The organism is Acidimicrobiales bacterium, assembly GCA_035547835.1.
Taxonomy (GTDB): Bacteria; Actinomycetota; Acidimicrobiia; order Acidimicrobiales; family Iamiaceae; genus DASZTW01.
Genome location: DASZTW010000007.1, coordinates 176,875 through 195,758, shown reverse-complemented (window position 1 = coordinate 195,758; position 18,884 = coordinate 176,875). Strand labels below are relative to the sequence as shown.

The following is an 18,884-nucleotide window of genomic DNA, read 5'->3' as shown; positions in this document are numbered from 1 at the left end:
GGTGCGGGTGGGTCACGCCGGCGTGACCGTGTCGGCGGCCCGCCAGCAGTACCAGGCGGCCAAGCTCCGATAGGGGCGAAGCTCGTCGCCGAGCGGCTCGAGCTCCTTGGCATCGGGCATCGCGGCCAGGCCGAACGCCCGGGCGTACCCGGCCCGCACGCCGTAGTCGCCGGTCGGCCACACGTCGAGCCGGCGCAAGTTGAAGATCAGGAACATCTGCGCGGTCCACCGACCGATGCCTCGCACTTGCGTCAAGTGGTCGATCACGTCCTCGTCGGCCAGGCGACCGATGCGCTCGAGCGACACGTCGCCGACGGTCACCCGCTGGGCGAGGTCATGCACCGAGGCGGCCTTGCTGCCCGACAGCCCGGCGACGCGAAGGTCGTCGAACGGCACCGCCGCGACGGCTTCCGGGGTGAACGGACCGTCGACCAGCGCCCGGACCCGGCCCCAGATGGTGCGGGCAGCGTTGCCGTGGAGCTGCTGGAACACGATGGCGTTGGCAAGCGACTCGAACCGGTCGCCGCTCCGTTCCGGCCGTCCGAGCCGCACCGGGCCGTGCGTGTCGATCAGGTCAGCGAACACCGCGCTCTGCGCCGCCAGGGCGGCGGTGGCGGCGCGCAAGCCGACGCGGGACGTGGAAGTGCCGGATGCCATGGCGGGCAAGCTACCGGCCGCGGGCGCCGACCGACCGGGGGTTCGCGCCGTCTGGCGGCCGTGGGGCACCCCGTGTGCCATCCTGGCCAGATGGCCCAGCCCCCCGAAATGCAGATCGACCTCGACACCGTCTACGAGGTCACCCTCGACACCGACCGCGGTCGCATCGTGATGGAGCTCGACCCGCAGCTCGCGCCCAACACCGTCAACAACTTCGTGAGCCTCGCCCGCGACGGCTTCTACACCGGTCTCACGTTCCACCGTGTGGTGCCCGAGTTCGTCATCCAAGGCGGCGACCCCGACGGCACGGGACGCGGCGGCCCTGGCTACCGCTTCGCCGACGAGCCCGTGAAGACCGAGTACGTGCTGGGCGCAGTGGCCATGGCGAACGCCGGGCCCGACACCAACGGCTCGCAGTTCTTCATCTGCATCGACGACTGCCAGCAGAAGCTCGCCAAGAGCTACAACCTGTTCGGCCACGTGACCGAAGGGGTCGACGTCGCCCAGGCGGTGCAGGTCGGCGACAAGATGAACACGGTCACCATCACCGAGCGAGCCCGCGGCTGACCTTGACCACCGGCTGAGCGTCGCTATCGGCCGCCCTGCGGCTCTCCGCCACGTCCACCGTCGGCTTCGCCATCGTCGTCGTCCCCAGGGAGGCGATCCCGCACGGATCGCTCGGCGGCCAGCGCGGCTTCGATCTCGGCCATGAGGTCATGGCCGCCGAGGCCGACCTCGATCGCCACCCACCCGGTCTTCGAGAACGGGTAACCGAAGATCGGCACGCCCACCGCGGCGGCCAAGGCGATCACCAGGGCCGGCACGTAACTCGACGACGGCCAGGCGTTCTTCACGAGCAGGAACGTGAAGCACACGACGAACAGCACGGTCAGGATCAGGCACAAGTTGATCAGGTAGGAACCCAAGAACGCGCCTTCCACGCGCTCGAACTCCCATCCGCAGCCCGGGCACCGCTTGCGCAGGTGGAACCAGTCCTGCATCACGTGCGGGGCGCCGCACCGGGCGCAACGAAGGCGGAGCGCCCGCCAGGCGAGCGTGCGAGGACGAGCGACCGCTACGGGCTGCTCCGACATCGCGATCACGGTACCGCCGCTCAGGCGCTCAGCGGTTCTCGAACTGCGGCGGTCGTCGCTCGAGGAAGGAACGGAGCGCTTCGGGGTGGTCTTCGGTGAAGGTGGCCACGATCTGCGTGCGGTTCTCCAGGTCGATTCCCGCAGTCAAGCTCGGGACCTCGAGCTGCGACCACATCACCTCCTTGGTCATCCACACGCCGAACGGGCTGTTCGCCACGATCAGATCAGCCAGGCCCAACGCGGCGTCCAGCACCTCTCCGTCGCCCACCACCTTGCTCACCAAGCCGATGCGCTCGGCCTCGTCCGCTTGCACGAACCGCCCGGTCAGCAAGAGCTCGAACGCCTTGGAGGCCCCGATGAGGCGTGGCAGCAACCAGCTCACCCCGATGTCGCAACCGGACAGCCCGATGCGCACGAACGCCACGTTGAACTTGGCCGACGCGGCCGCCACCCGCACGTCGCTGGCGAGCGCCAGCGCGAAACCACCGCCGGCCGCCGCTCCGTTCACCGCCGCGATCACCGGCTGACGCAGGCCCCGCAGTTTCGGCACCAGCGAGGCGATGTGCTGCTGCACCGTGAGACGAGCCTGGGGGCTGTTGGAAGTGTCGCCGCCGGGCGGCACGCCGTAGCCGGTGAGGTCGAGCCCGGCACAGAACCCCCGCCCGGCGCCCGTCAGCACCACCACCCGGCACTCCCGGTCCGCGCGGATCGTGTCGAGGGCGGCGTGGAGCTCCTCGACCAGCTCCGCGGTCATGGCGTTGAGGCGATCTGGGCGGTCGAGGGTCACCAACGTGACCCCCGGACGGGGCTGTTCGACACGAACGGTGGCCATCGGGACTCCCTGGCGGTCGGCGGCAGGCGCTGGATGGCTCAGCTTGGCCCACACGTCCGACCGGATGCGAAGCTCCGGGCATGGACTTCTCCCTCCCCGCGATCTGCAACGCGGTCGCCAACGCCTACCCCGACCGCGAGTGCCTGGTTTTCCGGGGGCGGCGCTTCACCTGGGCCGACACCGTGGACCGTGCACGTCGCCTGGCGGTCATCCTGGCAGCGGAGGGCCTCGGGATCCACGGGACGCTCGACACCACCAGCTATGCGTCGCCCCACGACCAGGTCGCCCTCTACCTGCTGAACGGGAACGAGTACCTCGAAGGGATGCTCGGCTCGTATTGGGCCCGCACCGCACCCGTGAACATCAACTACCGGTACGTGGCCGAGGAGCTGTCGTACGTCCTGCGGGACTCCGGCGCCGCCGCGATCCTCTACCACGGCCGATACGCCGACACGCTCCGCGAAGTGTTGCCAGACCTGCCGTCGCTGCGCCTGCTGCTCCGGGTCGACGACGGCTCGGGCGACGAGCTGCTCCCCGGCGCGGTCGACTACGAGGCCGCGCTCGTCGCCGCCGATCCCGACGAGGCCCGCGACGACTGGTCGCCCGACGACCTCTACATCCTCTACACGGGCGGCACCACCGGCTACCCCAAGGGAGTGCTGTGGCGCCAGAGCGACTTCCTCGTCGGCTGCACCGGGCTGCGACGGCGCGACGGCAGCGACTTCGGATCGCTCGACGAGCTGGTGGAGCGGGCCGCCCGCGGGGAGCGCCTCCGCACCCTGCCGGCACCGCCCCTCATGCACGGCGCAGCCCACTGGAACGCGCTGTCGACCTGGTGCTCAGGCGGCACGGTGGTCATGCAGGACGACGTCGTGCGCCTCGACCCCGCCGACGTGCTCGACACCTGCGAGCGCGAGCAGGTGACGTCGCTGCTCATCGTCGGCGACGCGTTCGCGCGGCCGCTGCTCGACGAGCAGCACCGCAAACCACGCGACTTGTCGCGCTTGCGCTTCTTGATCACCGGCGGGGCCATCCTCTCCGCGGCCGCCAAGGCGCAGTTCCTCGAGGCGGTGCCCGACCTCCAGATCATCGACGTGTACGGGTCGTCGGAGTCCGGTCGCCAAGCCGTTGCACGCAGCGCCACCGGCACTGATAACGGTGGCGCCGGGTTCGCCAGAGAGGACACGGCGGTGGTGTTGTCCGCCGACCTCGACCGGGTGCTGTCGCCCGGCGACGATGAGGTGGGCTGGCTGGCACAGGGCGGGCGGGTGCCGTTGGGCTACCTGGGTGATCCCGACAAGTCCGCCCGGACCTTCCCCACCGTCGGCGGTGTGCGCTACTCGGTGCCGGGCGACCGTGCGCGGCTCCGGCGTGACGGCACGGTCGAGATGCTCGGTCGCGATTCGGTCACCATCAACTCCGGCGGGGAGAAGATCTTCGCCGAGGAGGTCGAGAACGCGCTCAAGCACCACCGTGACGTCTACGACGTCCTCGTGGTCGGCCGGGAGAGCGCGCGTTGGGGGCAGGAGGTCGTGGCGGTCGTGCAGGTCCGCGTGGGCCGCAACCCCGCCGACGATGACCTGTCGGCCGCGGCGGCGTCACATGTCGCCCGCTACAAGCTCCCGAAGGCCTACGTCCGTGTTCCCCACATCGTCCGCAGTCCGAGCGGCAAACCCGATTACACGTGGGCGCGCGGCGTCGCTACGGACGGTGTTTCGGAGGCCACCCACGCGAACGACTGACAGGGGCTGATGAACCTCCAGATGGCATCGAGGTGGCAGTGAAGCCACCGTGAGGAGTAAGGTCGGATCCGATATCGAACAATCGTTCGGAGCACCGTGGCCGAAGCACATCGGATCCGACCCCCTTTTGCCATCGACCTGCGTGCGACGTTGGTCGGGCTGCAGCGCGGCGCCGATGACCCCACGCTCCACCTCGCTCGCGACGGCAGCGCCTGGCGCGCCAGCCGCACGCCCGACGGCCCCGCCACCCTCCACCTGGTGCCCGACGGCCTCGACTTCACCGCCAGGGCGTGGGGACCCGGCGCGGAGTGGGCCATCGCCCAGGCACCGGCCCTGATCGGGTGCCACGACACCACCGGTCCCGACTTCGACGACGGCGACGATCCCGTCATCTCCCGCTTGCGCCGGCGCCTTCCGGGCCTCCGCTTCGGGCGCACCGACCACATCTTCGAGGCACTCCTGCCGGCGATCCTCGAGCATCAAGTGACCACGTTCGAGGCCGGCCGGGCCTACCGCCAGGTGGTGCGCGATTTCGGTGAGCCGGCGCCCGGCCCCGCCGACCTGGTCGTGCCGCCGGACCCCGACCGGCTCGCCACCGTCCCGTACTACGACCTGCACATCAGGGGCGTCGAGCAGGACCACGCCGACCACTTGCTGCGGATCTGCGCGCACGCCCGCCGCCTCCCCGCCCTGTTGGCGTTGTCGAGCGCCGACGCCCAGACCCGGCTTCGTGACCTTCCCGGGGTGACCCGGTCGACCGCCGCCGAAGTTGCCGCCGTGGCCATGGGCGACCCCGATGCGGTGCCACTCGACGACCACAGCCTCCCCTCGTTGGTCTCCTGGTTCCTCACCGGTGACACCGACGCTGACGAGCATCGGATGCTCGAGCTGCTCGAGCCGTGGCGCGGCCAGCGGGCTCGGGTCATCCGCCTCTTCCAAGCAAGCGGCATGCGGCCGCCTCGGCACGCGCCGCACCGCGCGCCGAGAACGGCGAGCACGGCGATCTCATCCAGCAGCCCACGCTGAACACGCCGCTGCCAGGCCGCGGTCAGTCTTTGGTGGCCACCGCGTTCGGCGTCACGTTCATCTTCGGCTCGTAGGCCTCGACGTGCACGTCGTGCTGTTCGCCGCCGAGCGTGGCCCGCAGGTCGCTCCGGCAGCGATCGCACGGTCCCGGGAAACGCTGGGTGGCCGTCGCCCCGCAGCGGGGGCACACGACCTCGAGATCGGCGGTGACATCGGCACCGAGCGCGGCGTTGACCATGGCCCCAGAGTGGCACGAGCCGGCTGTCCCGCGGGGGACCCCGACGACGCGTCGACGACCAGGCCCGCGAGACCCCTCGATGGCGGCGGCGGCCACCAGAATTCGGGCCGGACAACGACCCGCCACGCCGTAGCGTTGATCCGATGCGGTTGCTGCGCGAGCGCTGGTTCGCCCTCCTGGTCGGCGGCGTCGCGATCGACGCCGCGGGCAGCTGGGCCGCGCTCATCGCGCTGTGGGGTTTCGCGGCGTACAAGTTCGACGCCGGCCCCTCACAGATCGCCATCCTCGGCCTGTCGTGGGCCGCGCCTGCGGCGCTGATCGGGCCGTTCGCCGGCGTCCCGATCGACCGGCTCGGGCCCCGCAAGGTCCTGATCGGCGCGCAGATCATCGGTGCGGCATCCGCGCTGGCGATGATCGGAGCCCACACGTGGAGCCACTTGGTCTACGTCGGGATCGGCACCGGCGTGGCGAAGGCGTTCGTGTACCCCGCAGCTGATGCGCTCCCGCCGCGGCTCGTCGACGAGGACGATCTGCTGACCGCCAACTCACTGCTCGGCGCCGCCACGGACTCCGCCATCGTGTTCGGTCCCCTGCTCGCCGCCGGTGCCATCGCCGTGGCCGGCCTGCGGGGCGCGTTCGTGATCGACGCCGCCACGTACCTGGTCGGCATGCTCGCCGTGATCCCGCTGCAGCTTCGGCCGGTGCCGGTCGACCCGGCGCGTGCCGAAGCGATCGGGATCGCCGACGTGTCGGGCGCCAAGGGCGTGTTCCGGGAGATCGGCGACGGCATCCGGACCGCCCGCGACACCCCCATGTTGCGATGGACGCTCACGCTGTCGATCGCCGTGTTCCTGACCTGGGGCACGTTCGTGGTGGTCGAACCGCTGTACGCCCGCGACGTGCTGCACACGACGCCGACGATGTTCGCGTTCTTCCAGGCGGCCTTCGGGACGGCGTTGGTGGTCACCGGGCTGTTGGTCCCGCGCCTCGGCGACCGTGCGACGTCGACCGCGGTGCTGGCCGCCACGGTGACCTTGTCGGGTGTCACCGCGGCGCTGTACGTGGGCACCCACGCCTTGCCGGCGGCCTTCGCCGGCGTGGCGCTGTGGGGCGTCGACGTCGGCTTCTTCGCCGCGCCCTCGCGCACGTTGCTGCAACGCCACTCCCCGACGGTGCTGCACGGCCGGGTCCTCGCCCTCAACCGCACGCTGCACAACATGGCCGACGTCGTGTCGTTGCCCCTGGCCGGCCTCGTCATGGGCGTTGCAGGGCCGCAGGGCACGGGTCTCGCCGTCGGCGCCATGGCACTGGTGGCGGGTCTGGTCGGCTACCGCTTGCGCCCCCGTCCACAGGTTGACCCTGTGGACAACGCGCGAAAGACACAGGGTTCTCCCTCTTCCCTCCCACAGGCGCTGGTCCCTACGGTGGACACATGCCCGCCTACCGCATCGTCCTCCGCGACCACGCGGTAGAAGTGATCGACGGCGTCGACGCCTACCAGCAAGAAGGCCAGCTCACCACGTTCTTCCGCACCGGTGCGGGGCGTCAGGCCATCGACTCTTGGAGCACGCGAGTGGCGAGCTTCCGGACTTCGACCGTGCTGGCCATCCGTCGCGTCGAACTGGATGTCGACGGGCTCGCGGACGGCACCAAGACCGTGCTCGACGGCACTCGCACACCGGTCGAGCGCTGGACGGCCGCGGGCTGATCTCGACCCCGTCAGCCGGGCGAGGCGGCTGGGGCGGGATAGAACATCACGGCTTCATGCTCGAAGTAGTCGCCGTCGTCAGCAACGACCTGGTGGGCACCGGGTCGGAGCGCGGACAGCTCGGTGACCACGTCCTCGCAGATCCCCTTGTGCGTCACGTACGTGCTCGTCCAGGCCAAGAAGATGGCGTGATCACCAGCCAGGGCCACGGCTTGCTTCGCAAAGGTGGCCGGTGACGCTTCGTCGACCCGCTTCTTGTAGTCGACCCAGTCGACGAGGGCGGGCGACGCCAGGTGGGGATACGTGGCCATCCGGAACGAGGACGGCAGCACCCGGCGCAGCGAGGGCCCGAGCTGGTCGGGGCAGGTCAGCACGAGGTCGCCGGGATGGCCGGTGGCCTGGATGCCGGCCGCCGCGACGCCCGCCTCCGTGCGGGTGTGGGTGACCGCCACACGCACGGTGCCGACCACGCCGAGCAACAGGACCACGGCCAGCACGCCGCGCCGGATGCCCGGTGCGCCGATCCGCGAGACGCCCAGGGCCGCGAGCAGCAGGAACAGCGGCACCCACACCGCGTTGTAGCGGCTGGCGAACCCGCTGCCGGTGGCCCACATCGCCGCCATGGCCACCGCCAACGTCAGCACGATCAGCAGCGCCGGGACACGGCCCTGTTGTCGTGAGCGGAAGTCGAGCTCGACCCGGTAGCGGTCGACGGCGGCGCCGAACAGCCCGAGCAACACCAAGATGACCAAGGACCAGCCGAGCACGAGGTTGTCGCCCTTGGCGCCGCCCCCGATGTCGGCCACCGACACGGCGACCACCTCGGTGGGCACGGACGGCTTGGCCCACGGGGTGCCGGTGTGCGCCGACTGGTACAGGAGGCTGCTCACCCATGGCAGGAACAGCACCCCCCCGGCCACGATTGACCCGATGACCCCGAGCGTCGCGTTGCGCTCTCCCGTGCGCTGCTGGCGGTGCATCGACCAGGCGTGGATGACCAAGAGCACGCCGGCCGCGGCGAGGAACCACATCGCCCAGTAGTGGCTCCACAGCAACGCAGCCGACAGCAGGGCCACCGCCACACGGCGCCACCACGTCGGCCGTTCGAGCGCGTCGGTGCCCACCAGCCACAGCGCGAGCACCAGCGCCATGACCAGGGAGTACATGCGGGCTTCGCTGCTGTAGCGCACGGCAAAGGGGCACACAGCGGCGATGGCGACCGCGATCCAGGCCACGCGGCGACCGCCGAGGCGCTTCGCCGCCAGCCACACCAGCGGCAGCAACAGCACACCGAACATGCCCGACAAGGCCCGCACCGACGTGTTGGTGCTCCCGAACACGTCGATCCATCCGTGCAGCATCCAGTAGTAGAGCGGGGGGTGGCCGTCATGGCGCAGCCAGGGCCCGATGCGGCCAAGCGGGAGGCGAGAGATGTCGACGGTCAACGCCTCGTCGAGCCACAGCGAGGAGCGGGCCACGAACCGGAGCGCCACGCCCACCGCGAGCACTGCGACGAGCCCGAGGCGGTCGAGCCACACCCCGAGCGGCCCCGATTCGGGCATTTCCGCAACACCGACCTCCGGCGGATCGGGGGCGACGCTCGTCTGAGGCACGGCGTGTCAACTTACTGCCCAACCAGGCGTGCGAGGAGCCGTCGGGCGGGCGCTCGCGATGCCACCGCGCACAAGTGTCGCCGGTAGGGTGGTGAGCCGTGCATCGGGCGCTGGCGGACCTTCCGCCGATGCCGCCAAACCGACGAGCCCTGCGAGCAGCACATGGCCGAAGCCGCCTTGGAGACGACGTCCGCGCCCCAACCCGAAGGGCGCGACGGCGTCGTCATCATCGGGGCCGGCCCGGCCGGCCTCACCGCCGCCTACCAACTCCACAAGCACGACGTGGCCTCCACGGTGCTCGAAGCCGGCGACCAGGTCGGCGGTATCTCTCGCACCGCACAGCGCGACGGCTGGCGCTTCGACATCGGCGGTCACCGCTTCTTCACCAAAGTCGAACAGGTCGAGGACCTCTGGCACGAGATCCTCCCCGACGAAGACTTCCTCATGCGGCCCCGCAAGAGTCGCATCTACTACAAGGGCCACTACCTCGACTACCCGCTCCGCGCGTTCAACGCGTTGCGCAACGTCGGGATCCTCGAGGCCGCCGGCTACGTGCTGTCCTACGCGTGGGCCCGGGTGCGGCCGCCGAAGGACCAGACCAACTACGAAGGCTGGTTGGTCGCGCGCTTCGGCTGGCGGCTGTACCGAGCCCTGTTCAAGACCTACACCGAGAAGCTCTGGGGTGTGCCGGTGAGCGAGATGCCGGCGGACTGGGCGGCGCAGCGCGTGAAGGGCCTGTCGCTCGGCAACGCGATCCTGAACGCCTTGCGTCCGAGGCGGAACCAAAAGGACATCACCTCGCTGATCGAGGAGTTCCAGTACCCGAAGTACGGCCCGGGGATGATGTGGGAGGTCTGCCACGACAAGGTCGTGGCCCAAGGCTCGCAGGTGCGGCTGGAGACCACGGTCACCAAGGTTTGCCACGAAGGCGGCCGGGCCACGAGCGTGGTTGCCGTCGACCGGTCGGGCAACATCAGCGAACACCCGTGCACCCACGTGATCTCGTCGATGCCGATCTCGGAACTGCTCGAGGCGATGGATCCATCGGTGCCCGACGACGTGAAGGCCGCAGCCGCCGATCTGCGCTACCGCGACTACCTGATCGTCGCACTTGTGTTGCCCGATGAGGCCGTCGAGTTCGACGACAACTGGATCTACATCCACGACCCCAGCGTGCGCACCATGCGGATCCAGAACTTCGGGTCGTGGTCGCCGTACATGGTGAAGCCCGGGCGCAACACCCTCGGCCTCGAGTACACGGTGTGGGAAGGCGACGACGAGTGGTCGGCCCCCGACGAGGTGCTGATCGAGCGGGCCAAAGGTGAGCTCCAGCGCCTCGGCCTCGTGGGCGACCACGAGGTCGAGGAGGGCTACGTGGTGCGCCAGGCCAAGGCGTACCCGATCTACGACGACCGGTACCGGGCCAACGTCGACGTGCTGCGCGCTTGGCTGGCGGACCACGCGGCGAACGTCCATCCGGTCGGCCGCAACGGGATGTTCCGGTACAACAACCAGGACCACTCGATGTTCACTGCCATGTTGACGGTCGAGAACATCACGACGGGCACCAACCACGACGTGTGGGAGGTGAACGTCGAGGAGGAGTACCACGAGGAGAAGGTCCCCGTGACACACCGCCCGCCGGGCAGCCACGGCACCGGACGCGACGCCCCGGTGCTCCCACGCGAGGTCCTCGACCGCGCCGCCCAGTCCCGCGACCGCTGACCCCACCGAGCCACACACCCACCCCCACCCCAACCCCCAACCCGGTCCCCGTCCCCCAACCCGGTCCCCGTGCTGTGAGCACTTGACCACCTGGTGGGTGGCTGGCTGCTCACAGCAGGACATGATGGCGCCACCCAACCCCGTGCTGTGAGCACTTGACCACCTGGTGGGTGGCTGGCTGCTCACAGCAGGGATCAGGGGGCGGGGCGAGGGTGGGGACCGAGACCGGGACCGAGACCGAGACGGAGGCGGACGAGCTCGCGTACCGCCCGTGCGATCACCCTCGGCGACCCACCTGACGCCTCGCCAGCGACGCGGGGCAGATGGCGGACCGGGCGCTGCTCGATGGTGCAGCCGGCGCGGTCCAGGCGCCACAGCAGCTCGGCCGAGACCACCGCCCCGGTCGACTCCAGCGGTCCGATGCGGGCGAGGTCCGCAGTGCGGAGCAGCTTGAACGCGCAGTCGACGTCGCGGATGCGCAAGCCGAACAAGGCGTCCACGATCGCCGTCCACGCATGCCCGGTCCAGCGTCGGAGCGGCGGATCGCCGCGGACGGCCCGATAGCCGATCACTGCGTCCGCGTACGCGGCCCGTTCCACGAACCCGGGCAGGTCGGCGAAGTCGAACTGACCATCGGCGTCGGTGAAGAAGACGTGCTCGAAGCGCGCTGCGCCGAAGCCCGTTCGCAACGCCGCGCCATAGCCCTGGTTGTGGTCGTGGCGGACCAGCCGGACCCTGTCGTCGCGCTCCGCCCACGCTGCGACGAAGTCGGCCGTGCCGTCGGTGGATCCGTCGTCGACGACGATGACCTCGAACTCCGCGAGGCCCAGTTGCCGCAGTTGGTCGAGCAACGCGCCCACCACACGGTCGATGTTGCCCGCTTCGTTCCACGCGGGCAGGAATGCCGACAGCGTGCGGGGGCGCCTCATGCGACGGCCTGCTTCGTGTCGGCCGGGTTCGGTGCGGGCGCGCCCGGCGTGCCGAGCGGCGCCGCGAACATCGCCACGGTTGCCGTGTTCCACCGGGTGGCGAGCGGGGCGTACTGGACGAGCACGGGCCAGAGCGGATCGTGCTCGTCGACGAGGTGGTTCGTCACGATCGTCTGGGGGCTGAAGCCTTGCAGGAGCGGGGTCGGGTCGACGGGGGCTCGCCGGATCGCCTGCACTGTGGGCGCGAACGATGCCAGGCGCTCCAGGGCGCGGCCGTGCGCCGACACGCGAAGGCCCTCGTTGCGCATACCGCGGACGAGTGCCGCTTGGAGCTTGCGGTAGCGGGCCTCCTCGACCCGGCTGAGCCCGCGGTACAGCAGTAGCCGCTGCGCGCCGGGGGGCACCGCCTGCAGCGCCAGGTCACCCGAGCCGAACCAGACGATGGTGCGGACCGACGGCTGGTTGCGGTAGCGACGGTGGGTGCCGACCTGGTGCGCCATGACATCCTCGTCGACATAGAAGCCCACCCCCGCCCGCACCAACGTGACCAACACCGACGGTTCGACCGCGTAGCCGCCGATGTCGAAGCGCTGGTGGATCAGCACCGGCCCACGGCCACGTAACTTCCACGCCGCGCTGGCGGCGGCCCGGGAGGGCGTGCGTGCCCACGGGATCGATCCGCTCCCCGCGTCGGAGCCGCCGAACGCTCCCACGACACCGACCACCCCCACGACCGCCGCAACACCCGCCGCGGCGAGTCGAAGCGTCGGTCCGAGCGACGGACGGTGGCGGCGCGCCCAGCGTGCAAGGCGAGGCACCGCGATCAGCGCCAGTTGCAGCCAGCAGAACAGGGCGATCGGCCACAGCCATCGGACGTACGAGTCGATCGAGTCGTACGGGGAAGCGGCTTGTGACGCCGACGCGATCGCAGCCGCGACCGCCACCAACGCGGTCGCACAACCCGCCACCGACGTCGACCGGTCGTCGGAGCGGCCGGCCCACACCCCTGCGAGCAGCAAGATGACGACCACGCCGAGCGCAACGTCGCCAACGGTGGCGCCCGTCTCGAAGCCCCGTACCTGCCCGAGGCGCACCGTCTCGAAGGTCGGACGGTCCCAGCCAGGTGGGAACCAGCCGGGCGGGAGGGCCACCACCGCGGCCACCGTGCGCACCCCTCGCGAGAGCCCGATCGGGTGCGGGCCGCCGTGGCCTCGCGCGTCGACCAGCGCGCTCACGTTCCCGGGGTGCCCAGTGGCCTGCTGCCAGATCGGGGGGAACCACACGACGGCGGTCAACCCGGCGGCCACGACGATCCACCGGCCCAAACTCGGCCCCCGGACGCGAACCGCGGACCGCGAGTCCGAGAGGACATCGGCGCTCGCCCGGCGCCTCGGCACCACCGCGGCGCCGGCAATAGCCGCGAGCACGATGACCGGCACGAGGATCACGTACGACAGGTGGAGTTGGAGGGCGAGGGAGCCCGCCAACGCCATCACGGGCAGCGCGCTCCAGTCACCGTCGACCACTGACCACGCAGCAAACAACAGCGCGCAGAACGGCAGCGTGGCGGCATGGGGGTTCCACGGGTCGTACAGCTGCGGCGCGCCCATCGACCACTCGAGCCCGGCGACTGCGGCCGCCGATGCCAGCGCGAACACCGACCCGGCTCGTCGGCGGGCGAGCCAGACGACGGTCACCACCGCGACGACGTTGACGGCCGCGGTCCCGATGGCCGTGCCCGGCGCGACTCCGAGGACCCGGACGGGCACCGCCAGCAAGTAGAAGAGCATCGGACCCGGGTGGTTGAACTGCGTCCCGGACCAGCCCGAGCCCGACGACCAGGTGCCCAGCAGCGGCGGATGAGCGGAGAACACGTCGAGGGCCCGGAGCGTGAACAGTGCGTCGTCGGATGCCGGGTACCAGTGGTCGGCCACGGCGCGGCCCGCCGCGACGGCGATCGGCACCGCCACCAACGCGAGCGCCAACACGAACCACACTCGATCCGCACGATCGCGAGACGGGACCGGCGGATCCTCGATCGGCCTCATCGGCGAACCCGATCCGACCTCGCGCGGTGCCGGACGGCCCACTCGAACGGCTCGACGAGCGTGCACGCGGCCGCGAGCGCCAGCAGCGGCATGGCGGGGTCCTTGAAGCGAGCGTCGCCGAAGAAGCACAGCGGAACAGCCAGCAGCACCGCAGTGATCGCGACGAGCGCCTGCCCGTCGCGGTGCCCGTACAGCAACAACGCAGACCCGACGATCCCCAAGCCGAGAATCACGGCGCCGTAGTCGTCAGCGATGCGGCTGAGCGAGTTCCAGGTGGCGTCCGGCATCCAGTGGTCGGTGCGGTACGACGTGACGCCGAGCAGGCCGTCGTGATCGTGCTGGAACATGAAATAGAGGCGCCGCCACGTCAGCCAGGGCTCGCGCGACAAGTGGCCGGCGATCCACTTGCGGGCCCGCGCCTGGGTCTGGCGGTCGTGCGCGATCTCACCGGCCGGCCCTTGCATCACGCCTTGTTTGGTGGCGCACTCCATGGTCAAGCGGAAAGCGCCGGTCGCGCCTGGGCTGTGCCCGATGCAAAGGTTGTCGCCGGTGTTGGTCGAGATCGGGACGAACGCGTGCATCCGGATCGCGTTGCGGACGGTCCAGGCACCCATCACCACCACGAGCACGCCGATGGCGACCCCTGCTGCTCGCAGGAAGGCCGCGCGGTTGCCCCACGCCCGCCACCACAAGGCGAGGACGACGACGAGGACCGGCAGCGAGATCGGCCGGACCATGACGCCGAGTGCGAACAGCACCGAGAACGCCACCAGCCGGCCGCTCGACAGCGGCACCCGGCTGGGCCGCCACCACAACACGGCCAGCGCGCCGGTCAGCAAGGCGATGCACAGCGTCTCGGACAGCATCGCCGCGGTCAGGAAGATCAGATTCGGGTACAACGCCACCAACAGCGCGCCGAACACGCCGGCGGCCGCCGAGCGCACCCGCCATCCGATCACGCCGACAGCCCCGACGCTCGCTGCGCCCAGCAGGGCTTGGACGTACGCCATGAGCCGGACAGGATCACCGACGACCGGGTTGTGATCGGCGATCCACGTGACGATCCCGAAGAACCACGGAAACCCCGGCGGGTAGTAGGCGGTCGCCTTGGCGGTGAACGGTTCGACGTAGCCGTAGCCGTGGGCGATGGCCTGCGCGGATCGGAGGTAGCGAGCGGGGTCGAACAGCCCGATCGGCGTCTTTGACGCGTATACGGCCCACCACAATCGCAAGATCAAGGCGACCAGCACGACCCCGGCGAGGCCGATCCAGAACCATCTCGGCGCGCGCTCCGCGCCGGGCCCGCCGGTACTGGCACGGACTTGCGCGCCAGTCTGGAAGGTCGTTGTCAACGGTGCCGGAGCCGGCCCAGGCGGTTGCGGATCCCCCAGCGGGTGGCCAAGGCCAGCGATTCGACCATGATCGCGGCCGACATCTTCGACGTGCCGCGCACCCGGTCGGTGAACGTGATCGGCACTTCTTCGACCTGGCAGTGGTGGTCGACGAGCCGTGCCGCAACTTCCATCTGGAAGGCGTAGCCGTTGGCGCGGGTGGTGTCGAAGCGGATCTCGCGAAGCGTTGTTGCCTTGTACGCGCGAAACCCCGAGGTGGCATCGCGCACCGGCAAGCCGAGCAGCAGCGTGGTGTAGCGGTTGCCCCACCGCGACAGCAGGCGGCGCCGGAGCGGCCAGTGCGGGGTGGCGCCGCCCGGCACATAGCGCGAGCCGATCGCGACGTCGGCCCCCTGGTCGAGACGGGCACGGAGGTCGGCGATGGAACCGGGGTCGTGCGACAGGTCCGCGTCCATCTGGATGATCTGGTCGTAGCCGCGGTCAAGGGCCACCGCGAAGCCGGCGCGGTAGGCGTTGCCGAGCCCGTCTTTCACCGCACGACGCAACACCTCTACCCGGCCGACGTCGTCGGCCAGCTTCTCGGCGAGGTCGGCGGTGCCGTCGGGGCTGTTGTCGTCGACGATCAAGACGTCGACGTCGGGCGCAGCGGCGCGCACGGCGCGCAGGAACGGCTCGATGTTCTCTCGTTCCTGGAACGTCGGGACGACGACGACCGTCGATGCCGGGCTGGGCGCAGACGTCACGTCGGGCGTGGGCATCGGAGCGACATTACCGGACCACCCCGGCAGCCCAGGTGCTGGGCGGGTCAGCGGCAGCGACGCCAGAGCTCGAACAGCGGCTCTGCGCGGTCGGTTCGATGCCCGTACGAGCCGAGCAGGCAGAACCGCGTGCGCACCACGTAGTTCGGGACGTTCGAGCCGTAGTTCCTCGACGTGTTGGGCTCGTCCCAGTTCGACCAGACGCCCGAGAGGATCAACCAGTCGGCCGAAGCGACGTCGTGCGCCAGCCGGGAGCCGGGATCGGAGTCGAACGGGTCCATCTCGATGAAGTACGTCGCCGGCTTCAGCTTCGGATACAAGAAGTAGAAGAACGCGTCGCTGTAGGGCGTGCGGCGCAAGTCGATCGGTCCGACGAACAGCCGCTGACCGGCCTTCGGGTCGCGGCGGTCGAGGTCGCGCAACAGCGCGTTGGCGGCGGAAGCGATCTGCGCCGATCCGTAGTAGACGACCCGCCCGTCGCGGTGCACCGGGTAGCCGAAGACGTTGCGGCCGAAGCTCTGCTCGCTGAGATCGACGTAGCTGCGAAGGGTGAAGTGCGGGATCACGCCGCCCAGCACCACGACGATCACCGCTGCGCCGAGCGCCCTGCCCACTTGGAGCTTCCGCTGCTCCCCGCCGCGTCCCCGCCGGGCGCGGAGGACTTCTGTGACCGCCACCGGCACCAGCGCGAGGGGCACGCAACTGACCCAGGCGAAATGCGCGGTGTCGGGACGCTGCACGGCTTGGGTCAGCATGCCGACGCCGAAGAGGCCCGCCGCGAGCAGGATCCGCGCGCGCACGTCTCGCTGGTCGCGGCGGTACGCCCACAGCCCGACCGCGCCGACGAACAGTGCGGACAGCGGCCCGAGGAAGAACCACAAGAAGACCTGGTTCGATGCGTGGAGCGCCGGAAGCGGCCAACCGGGCCGTTGGAGACCGGCCGCTCGTTGGAGGAACCCGTCGAGGTGGCTCCACGACGGCGGCACCGGCAGCGAGCGCCCGGCGCGCAGCCGGAAGACCGGATCGATGACCATGCCCTGGAACGAGTGGCCCGGCCCGGCGAGCGCCACATGGACCGCCATCGGTGCCACGCCCACCAGCGCGCCGACCACCAAGGTGCGCACTCGACGGCGGCTGAGGCCCCACGCCGCGCCACCGAGCCCGAGGGCCACGGCCAAGATGAGGTCGGGCCGGAACAGCAGCGCGAACCCGCCGAGCAGGCCACCGGCGAACAACATGCGGCGGATGTGTTGCTCCACGCGCTCGTCGGTCGCGGCAGCCGCATCGCCGCAGCCATCCGCGCGTGCGACGGCTCGGTGCGCCCCGAGCGCCGTCCAGACACCCCAGACCCCCAGGGCCACCGCCCCGTTCCACGCCATCGCCGTGAGGCCGACCGGCGAGATGATGATGACGAGCGACGTGAGGCCGCACACGAGCGCCAGCCAGCGGCCCCACCGCCGGGCGATCGCGTAGACGCCGAACACGATGCCCATGTGCTGGAGCAGGCCGAACCACCGCTCGGTGGCCAGCGAGGCGCCGAACACCTTGTACGCGCCCGCCAGCGCCCACAGGCTCCCGGGCCCGTACAGATGGAGGAAGTCGCGGTTCGGGACCGCCCCGTGCAGGACCAACTCGGGGAAGGTCAACATGAACCCTTCCTCCATCGGCGGTCCCTGGTAGCGCAACAGCCCGCGCAACGGCAGCGCGAACGCCGCCACCAACACCGTGACCGCGGCAACGTCGGCCCACCTGCCGCGCTCGATCGTCTGGCCCGCGCCGGAACCGTCGCCCGCGGGCGACAGCTCAGCGGTTGGGGATTCCGTGTCGGGCCGTTCGGGCAACCGGCGCATGCTACCGGCGCGCTCTCGCCGCACTGGCGACACGATCCCGCACGTGCACGGCGCGGCGCTCAGCGTGCGCGGTGCAGCAGCGGCCGCTCCACCACGAACCAACTGACCGTCGCCACGACCACGGTCACCACCAGCACCACGGCGAGCGTCGCGGGGAACGAGCCGGTGAACACCTTCTGGTCTCGCAGCCGCAGCCAGTCGAACAGGACCAGCTCTTGCCACAAGTAGATCCCGTACGAGACTCGCCCCAACGCCCGGAGCGGCGGGCTGGCGAACAGGCGGGCAACCCATCCTGTGCCGGGTGGGGCGAGCATGGCCGGCAGGAGCGCGAACACGGCCGTGCCGCCGTAGAACCACTGGCGCGCCATCTGCTGGTGGTTCGTGTACAGGACCTGGTTGGGGTGCAGGCCGGCCCAGTGGATCGCCCCGTAGAAGCACGCGGCAGCGGCCGTCCAGCAGGCAACCGGCAGCCAGGGCGCGGCCATCCCCGGCAAGTGGGTGCGGCCGCGGGCGACGAGCTCGACGCTGATCACGGCCAGGGCCATGCCGAACGCGAAGTGGTCGAGTTGGTTGAACACCCACGACGACCGCGCCGCGACTTGGGATGCGTTGAGCGCAGCGTGCGCCATCCACACGCGCCACGCCTGGGCGACGGCCACGAGCACCACGAGCCCGACCGCTTCCGCTCGCCAGCGGTGCGCCGGCGCGGCCGACGTCGTGAGACGGCGGATCAGCAGCGCCCAGAAGGGCAAGGCGAGATAGAAGACGACCTCGGCCGCGAGCGTCCACGCCTGACCGAGGGGGTGGAAGGTGACCCCACCTGTGCTGGTGGCCGGCGGTCCGAACACCGTGTCGGGCCACCAGGTGTGCAGCAGCAGGATCTGCGCGAGCAGACCTCGCACGCCGTTGGCCAGCTCGCGCGTCTGCAACAACACGACGACGAGCACGACCCAGTAAGCGGGATAGATGCGGGCCACGCGTCGCCGTGCGTAGCGGGCCATGTCGGGACCCGGTCGCGCCGTTCGCCGGGCGGCGACGAACGGGCGGTACAACAAGAATCCCGACAGCACGAAGAAGATCGGCACGCCCACGTCGAGGCGCGCCAGCGCGGCGCCGAGCGCGCCGTGGCCGTTGAAGCCCGTGGCGAACGAGACGTGGGTGACCAACACCGCCAGCGCAGCCATCGCGCGGTACCCGTCGAGGGCCGGCAACTGGAGGCGCCCACCAGTCCCCGCAGATGCGGTGGCCTGCTCCTGATCGGGTGGACGCCCGGCCGGACGGGACTCGGCTGCGGGCGTCGTCATCCGGGCCG

General features: G+C 70.5%; 17 protein-coding genes. 6 read left to right on the top strand and 11 right to left on the bottom strand.

Going from position 1 to position 18,884, the window contains the following annotated elements:
- Positions 1-12: 12 nt before the first annotated feature.
- Positions 13-657 carry a hypothetical protein gene (locus tag VHA73_07940; protein ID HVX17949.1) on the bottom strand — a complete coding sequence of 215 codons (645 nt, stop codon included), beginning with the start codon at positions 655-657 and terminating at the stop codon, positions 13-15.
- A 90-nt stretch (positions 658-747) separates the two neighbouring features.
- Between VHA73_07940 and VHA73_07935 the strand changes: the two genes are divergently transcribed.
- Positions 748-1,224, top strand: a complete 477-nt coding sequence (locus VHA73_07935; GenBank protein ID HVX17948.1) for a peptidylprolyl isomerase — start codon at positions 748-750, stop codon at positions 1,222-1,224.
- 23 nt (positions 1,225-1,247) lie between these two features.
- On the opposite strand, the gene VHA73_07930 is transcribed toward VHA73_07935, so the two are convergent.
- Both VHA73_07930 and VHA73_07925 read right to left on the bottom strand, forming a co-directional pair.
- The gene (locus VHA73_07930) at positions 1,248-1,751 is read right to left on the bottom strand and encodes a DUF983 domain-containing protein (protein ID HVX17947.1); all 504 of its coding nucleotides are present in this window, start codon (positions 1,749-1,751) and stop codon (positions 1,248-1,250) included.
- 28 nt (positions 1,752-1,779) lie between these two features.
- Entirely contained in the window at positions 1,780-2,583 is an 804-nt protein-coding gene (locus VHA73_07925) for an enoyl-CoA hydratase-related protein (GenBank protein HVX17946.1), read from the bottom strand.
- 80 nt (positions 2,584-2,663) lie between these two features.
- Here VHA73_07925 and VHA73_07920 point away from each other — a divergent pair, with 80 nt between their 5' ends.
- Together VHA73_07920 and VHA73_07915 are read left to right on the top strand one after the other, a co-directional pair.
- Positions 2,664-4,325 (top strand): AMP-binding protein, encoded by a 1,662-nt coding sequence (locus VHA73_07920; protein ID HVX17945.1) that lies wholly within the window; start codon positions 2,664-2,666, stop codon positions 4,323-4,325.
- Positions 4,326-4,421: 96 nt separating this feature from the next.
- The gene (locus tag VHA73_07915; protein ID HVX17944.1) at positions 4,422-5,351 is read left to right on the top strand and encodes a hypothetical protein; all 930 of its coding nucleotides are present in this window, start codon (positions 4,422-4,424) and stop codon (positions 5,349-5,351) included.
- Between the two features lie 22 nt (positions 5,352-5,373).
- On the opposite strand, the gene VHA73_07910 is transcribed toward VHA73_07915, so the two are convergent.
- Positions 5,374-5,589, bottom strand: coding sequence for a hypothetical protein (locus tag VHA73_07910; GenBank protein ID HVX17943.1), 216 nt, complete (start codon positions 5,587-5,589; stop codon positions 5,374-5,376).
- Between the two features lie 143 nt (positions 5,590-5,732).
- On the opposite strand from VHA73_07910, the gene VHA73_07905 reads away from it, so the two are divergent.
- Both VHA73_07905 and VHA73_07900 read left to right on the top strand, forming a co-directional pair.
- Positions 5,733-7,061 (top strand): MFS transporter, encoded by a 1,329-nt coding sequence (locus VHA73_07905; protein HVX17942.1) that lies wholly within the window; start codon positions 5,733-5,735, stop codon positions 7,059-7,061.
- Positions 7,022-7,297, top strand: a complete 276-nt coding sequence (locus VHA73_07900) for a hypothetical protein (GenBank protein HVX17941.1) — start codon at positions 7,022-7,024, stop codon at positions 7,295-7,297. Before VHA73_07905 ends, VHA73_07900 begins: the two co-directional genes overlap by 40 nt.
- Positions 7,298-7,308: 11 nt before the next feature.
- Here the strand turns inward: VHA73_07900 and VHA73_07895 are convergent, their stop codons facing one another.
- Positions 7,309-8,910: a glycosyltransferase family 39 protein gene (locus VHA73_07895; protein ID HVX17940.1), complete on the bottom strand. Its 1,602-nt coding sequence runs from the start codon at positions 8,908-8,910 to the stop codon at positions 7,309-7,311.
- Between the two features lie 162 nt (positions 8,911-9,072).
- Here VHA73_07895 and VHA73_07890 point away from each other — a divergent pair, with 162 nt between their 5' ends.
- Positions 9,073-10,635: an NAD(P)/FAD-dependent oxidoreductase gene (locus VHA73_07890; protein ID HVX17939.1), complete on the top strand. Its 1,563-nt coding sequence runs from the start codon at positions 9,073-9,075 to the stop codon at positions 10,633-10,635.
- A gap of 194 nt (positions 10,636-10,829) precedes the next feature.
- Here the strand turns inward: VHA73_07890 and VHA73_07885 are convergent, their stop codons facing one another.
- From VHA73_07885 to VHA73_07860, 6 genes are all read right to left on the bottom strand, one after another.
- Complete coding sequence (locus VHA73_07885) at positions 10,830-11,564, bottom strand: glycosyltransferase family 2 protein (GenBank protein HVX17938.1); 735 nt, start codon at positions 11,562-11,564, stop codon at positions 10,830-10,832.
- On the bottom strand, positions 11,561-13,612 hold the full coding sequence (locus VHA73_07880; GenBank protein HVX17937.1) for a hypothetical protein: 2,052 nt from the start codon (positions 13,610-13,612) through the stop codon (positions 11,561-11,563). Before VHA73_07880 ends, VHA73_07885 begins: the two co-directional genes overlap by 4 nt.
- Positions 13,609-14,964: a hypothetical protein gene (locus VHA73_07875; GenBank protein HVX17936.1), complete on the bottom strand. Its 1,356-nt coding sequence runs from the start codon at positions 14,962-14,964 to the stop codon at positions 13,609-13,611. Before VHA73_07875 ends, VHA73_07880 begins: the two co-directional genes overlap by 4 nt.
- Positions 14,961-15,722: a polyprenol monophosphomannose synthase gene (locus VHA73_07870; GenBank protein HVX17935.1), complete on the bottom strand. Its 762-nt coding sequence runs from the start codon at positions 15,720-15,722 to the stop codon at positions 14,961-14,963. The genes VHA73_07875 and VHA73_07870 overlap by 4 nt, the downstream gene beginning before the upstream one ends.
- 47 nt (positions 15,723-15,769) lie before the next feature.
- Positions 15,770-17,563 carry a hypothetical protein gene (locus VHA73_07865; protein HVX17934.1) on the bottom strand — a complete coding sequence of 598 codons (1,794 nt, stop codon included), beginning with the start codon at positions 17,561-17,563 and terminating at the stop codon, positions 15,770-15,772.
- A 68-nt stretch (positions 17,564-17,631) separates the two neighbouring features.
- Positions 17,632-18,876: an acyltransferase gene (locus VHA73_07860; protein HVX17933.1), complete on the bottom strand. Its 1,245-nt coding sequence runs from the start codon at positions 18,874-18,876 to the stop codon at positions 17,632-17,634.
- Positions 18,877-18,884 lie beyond the last annotated feature (8 nt).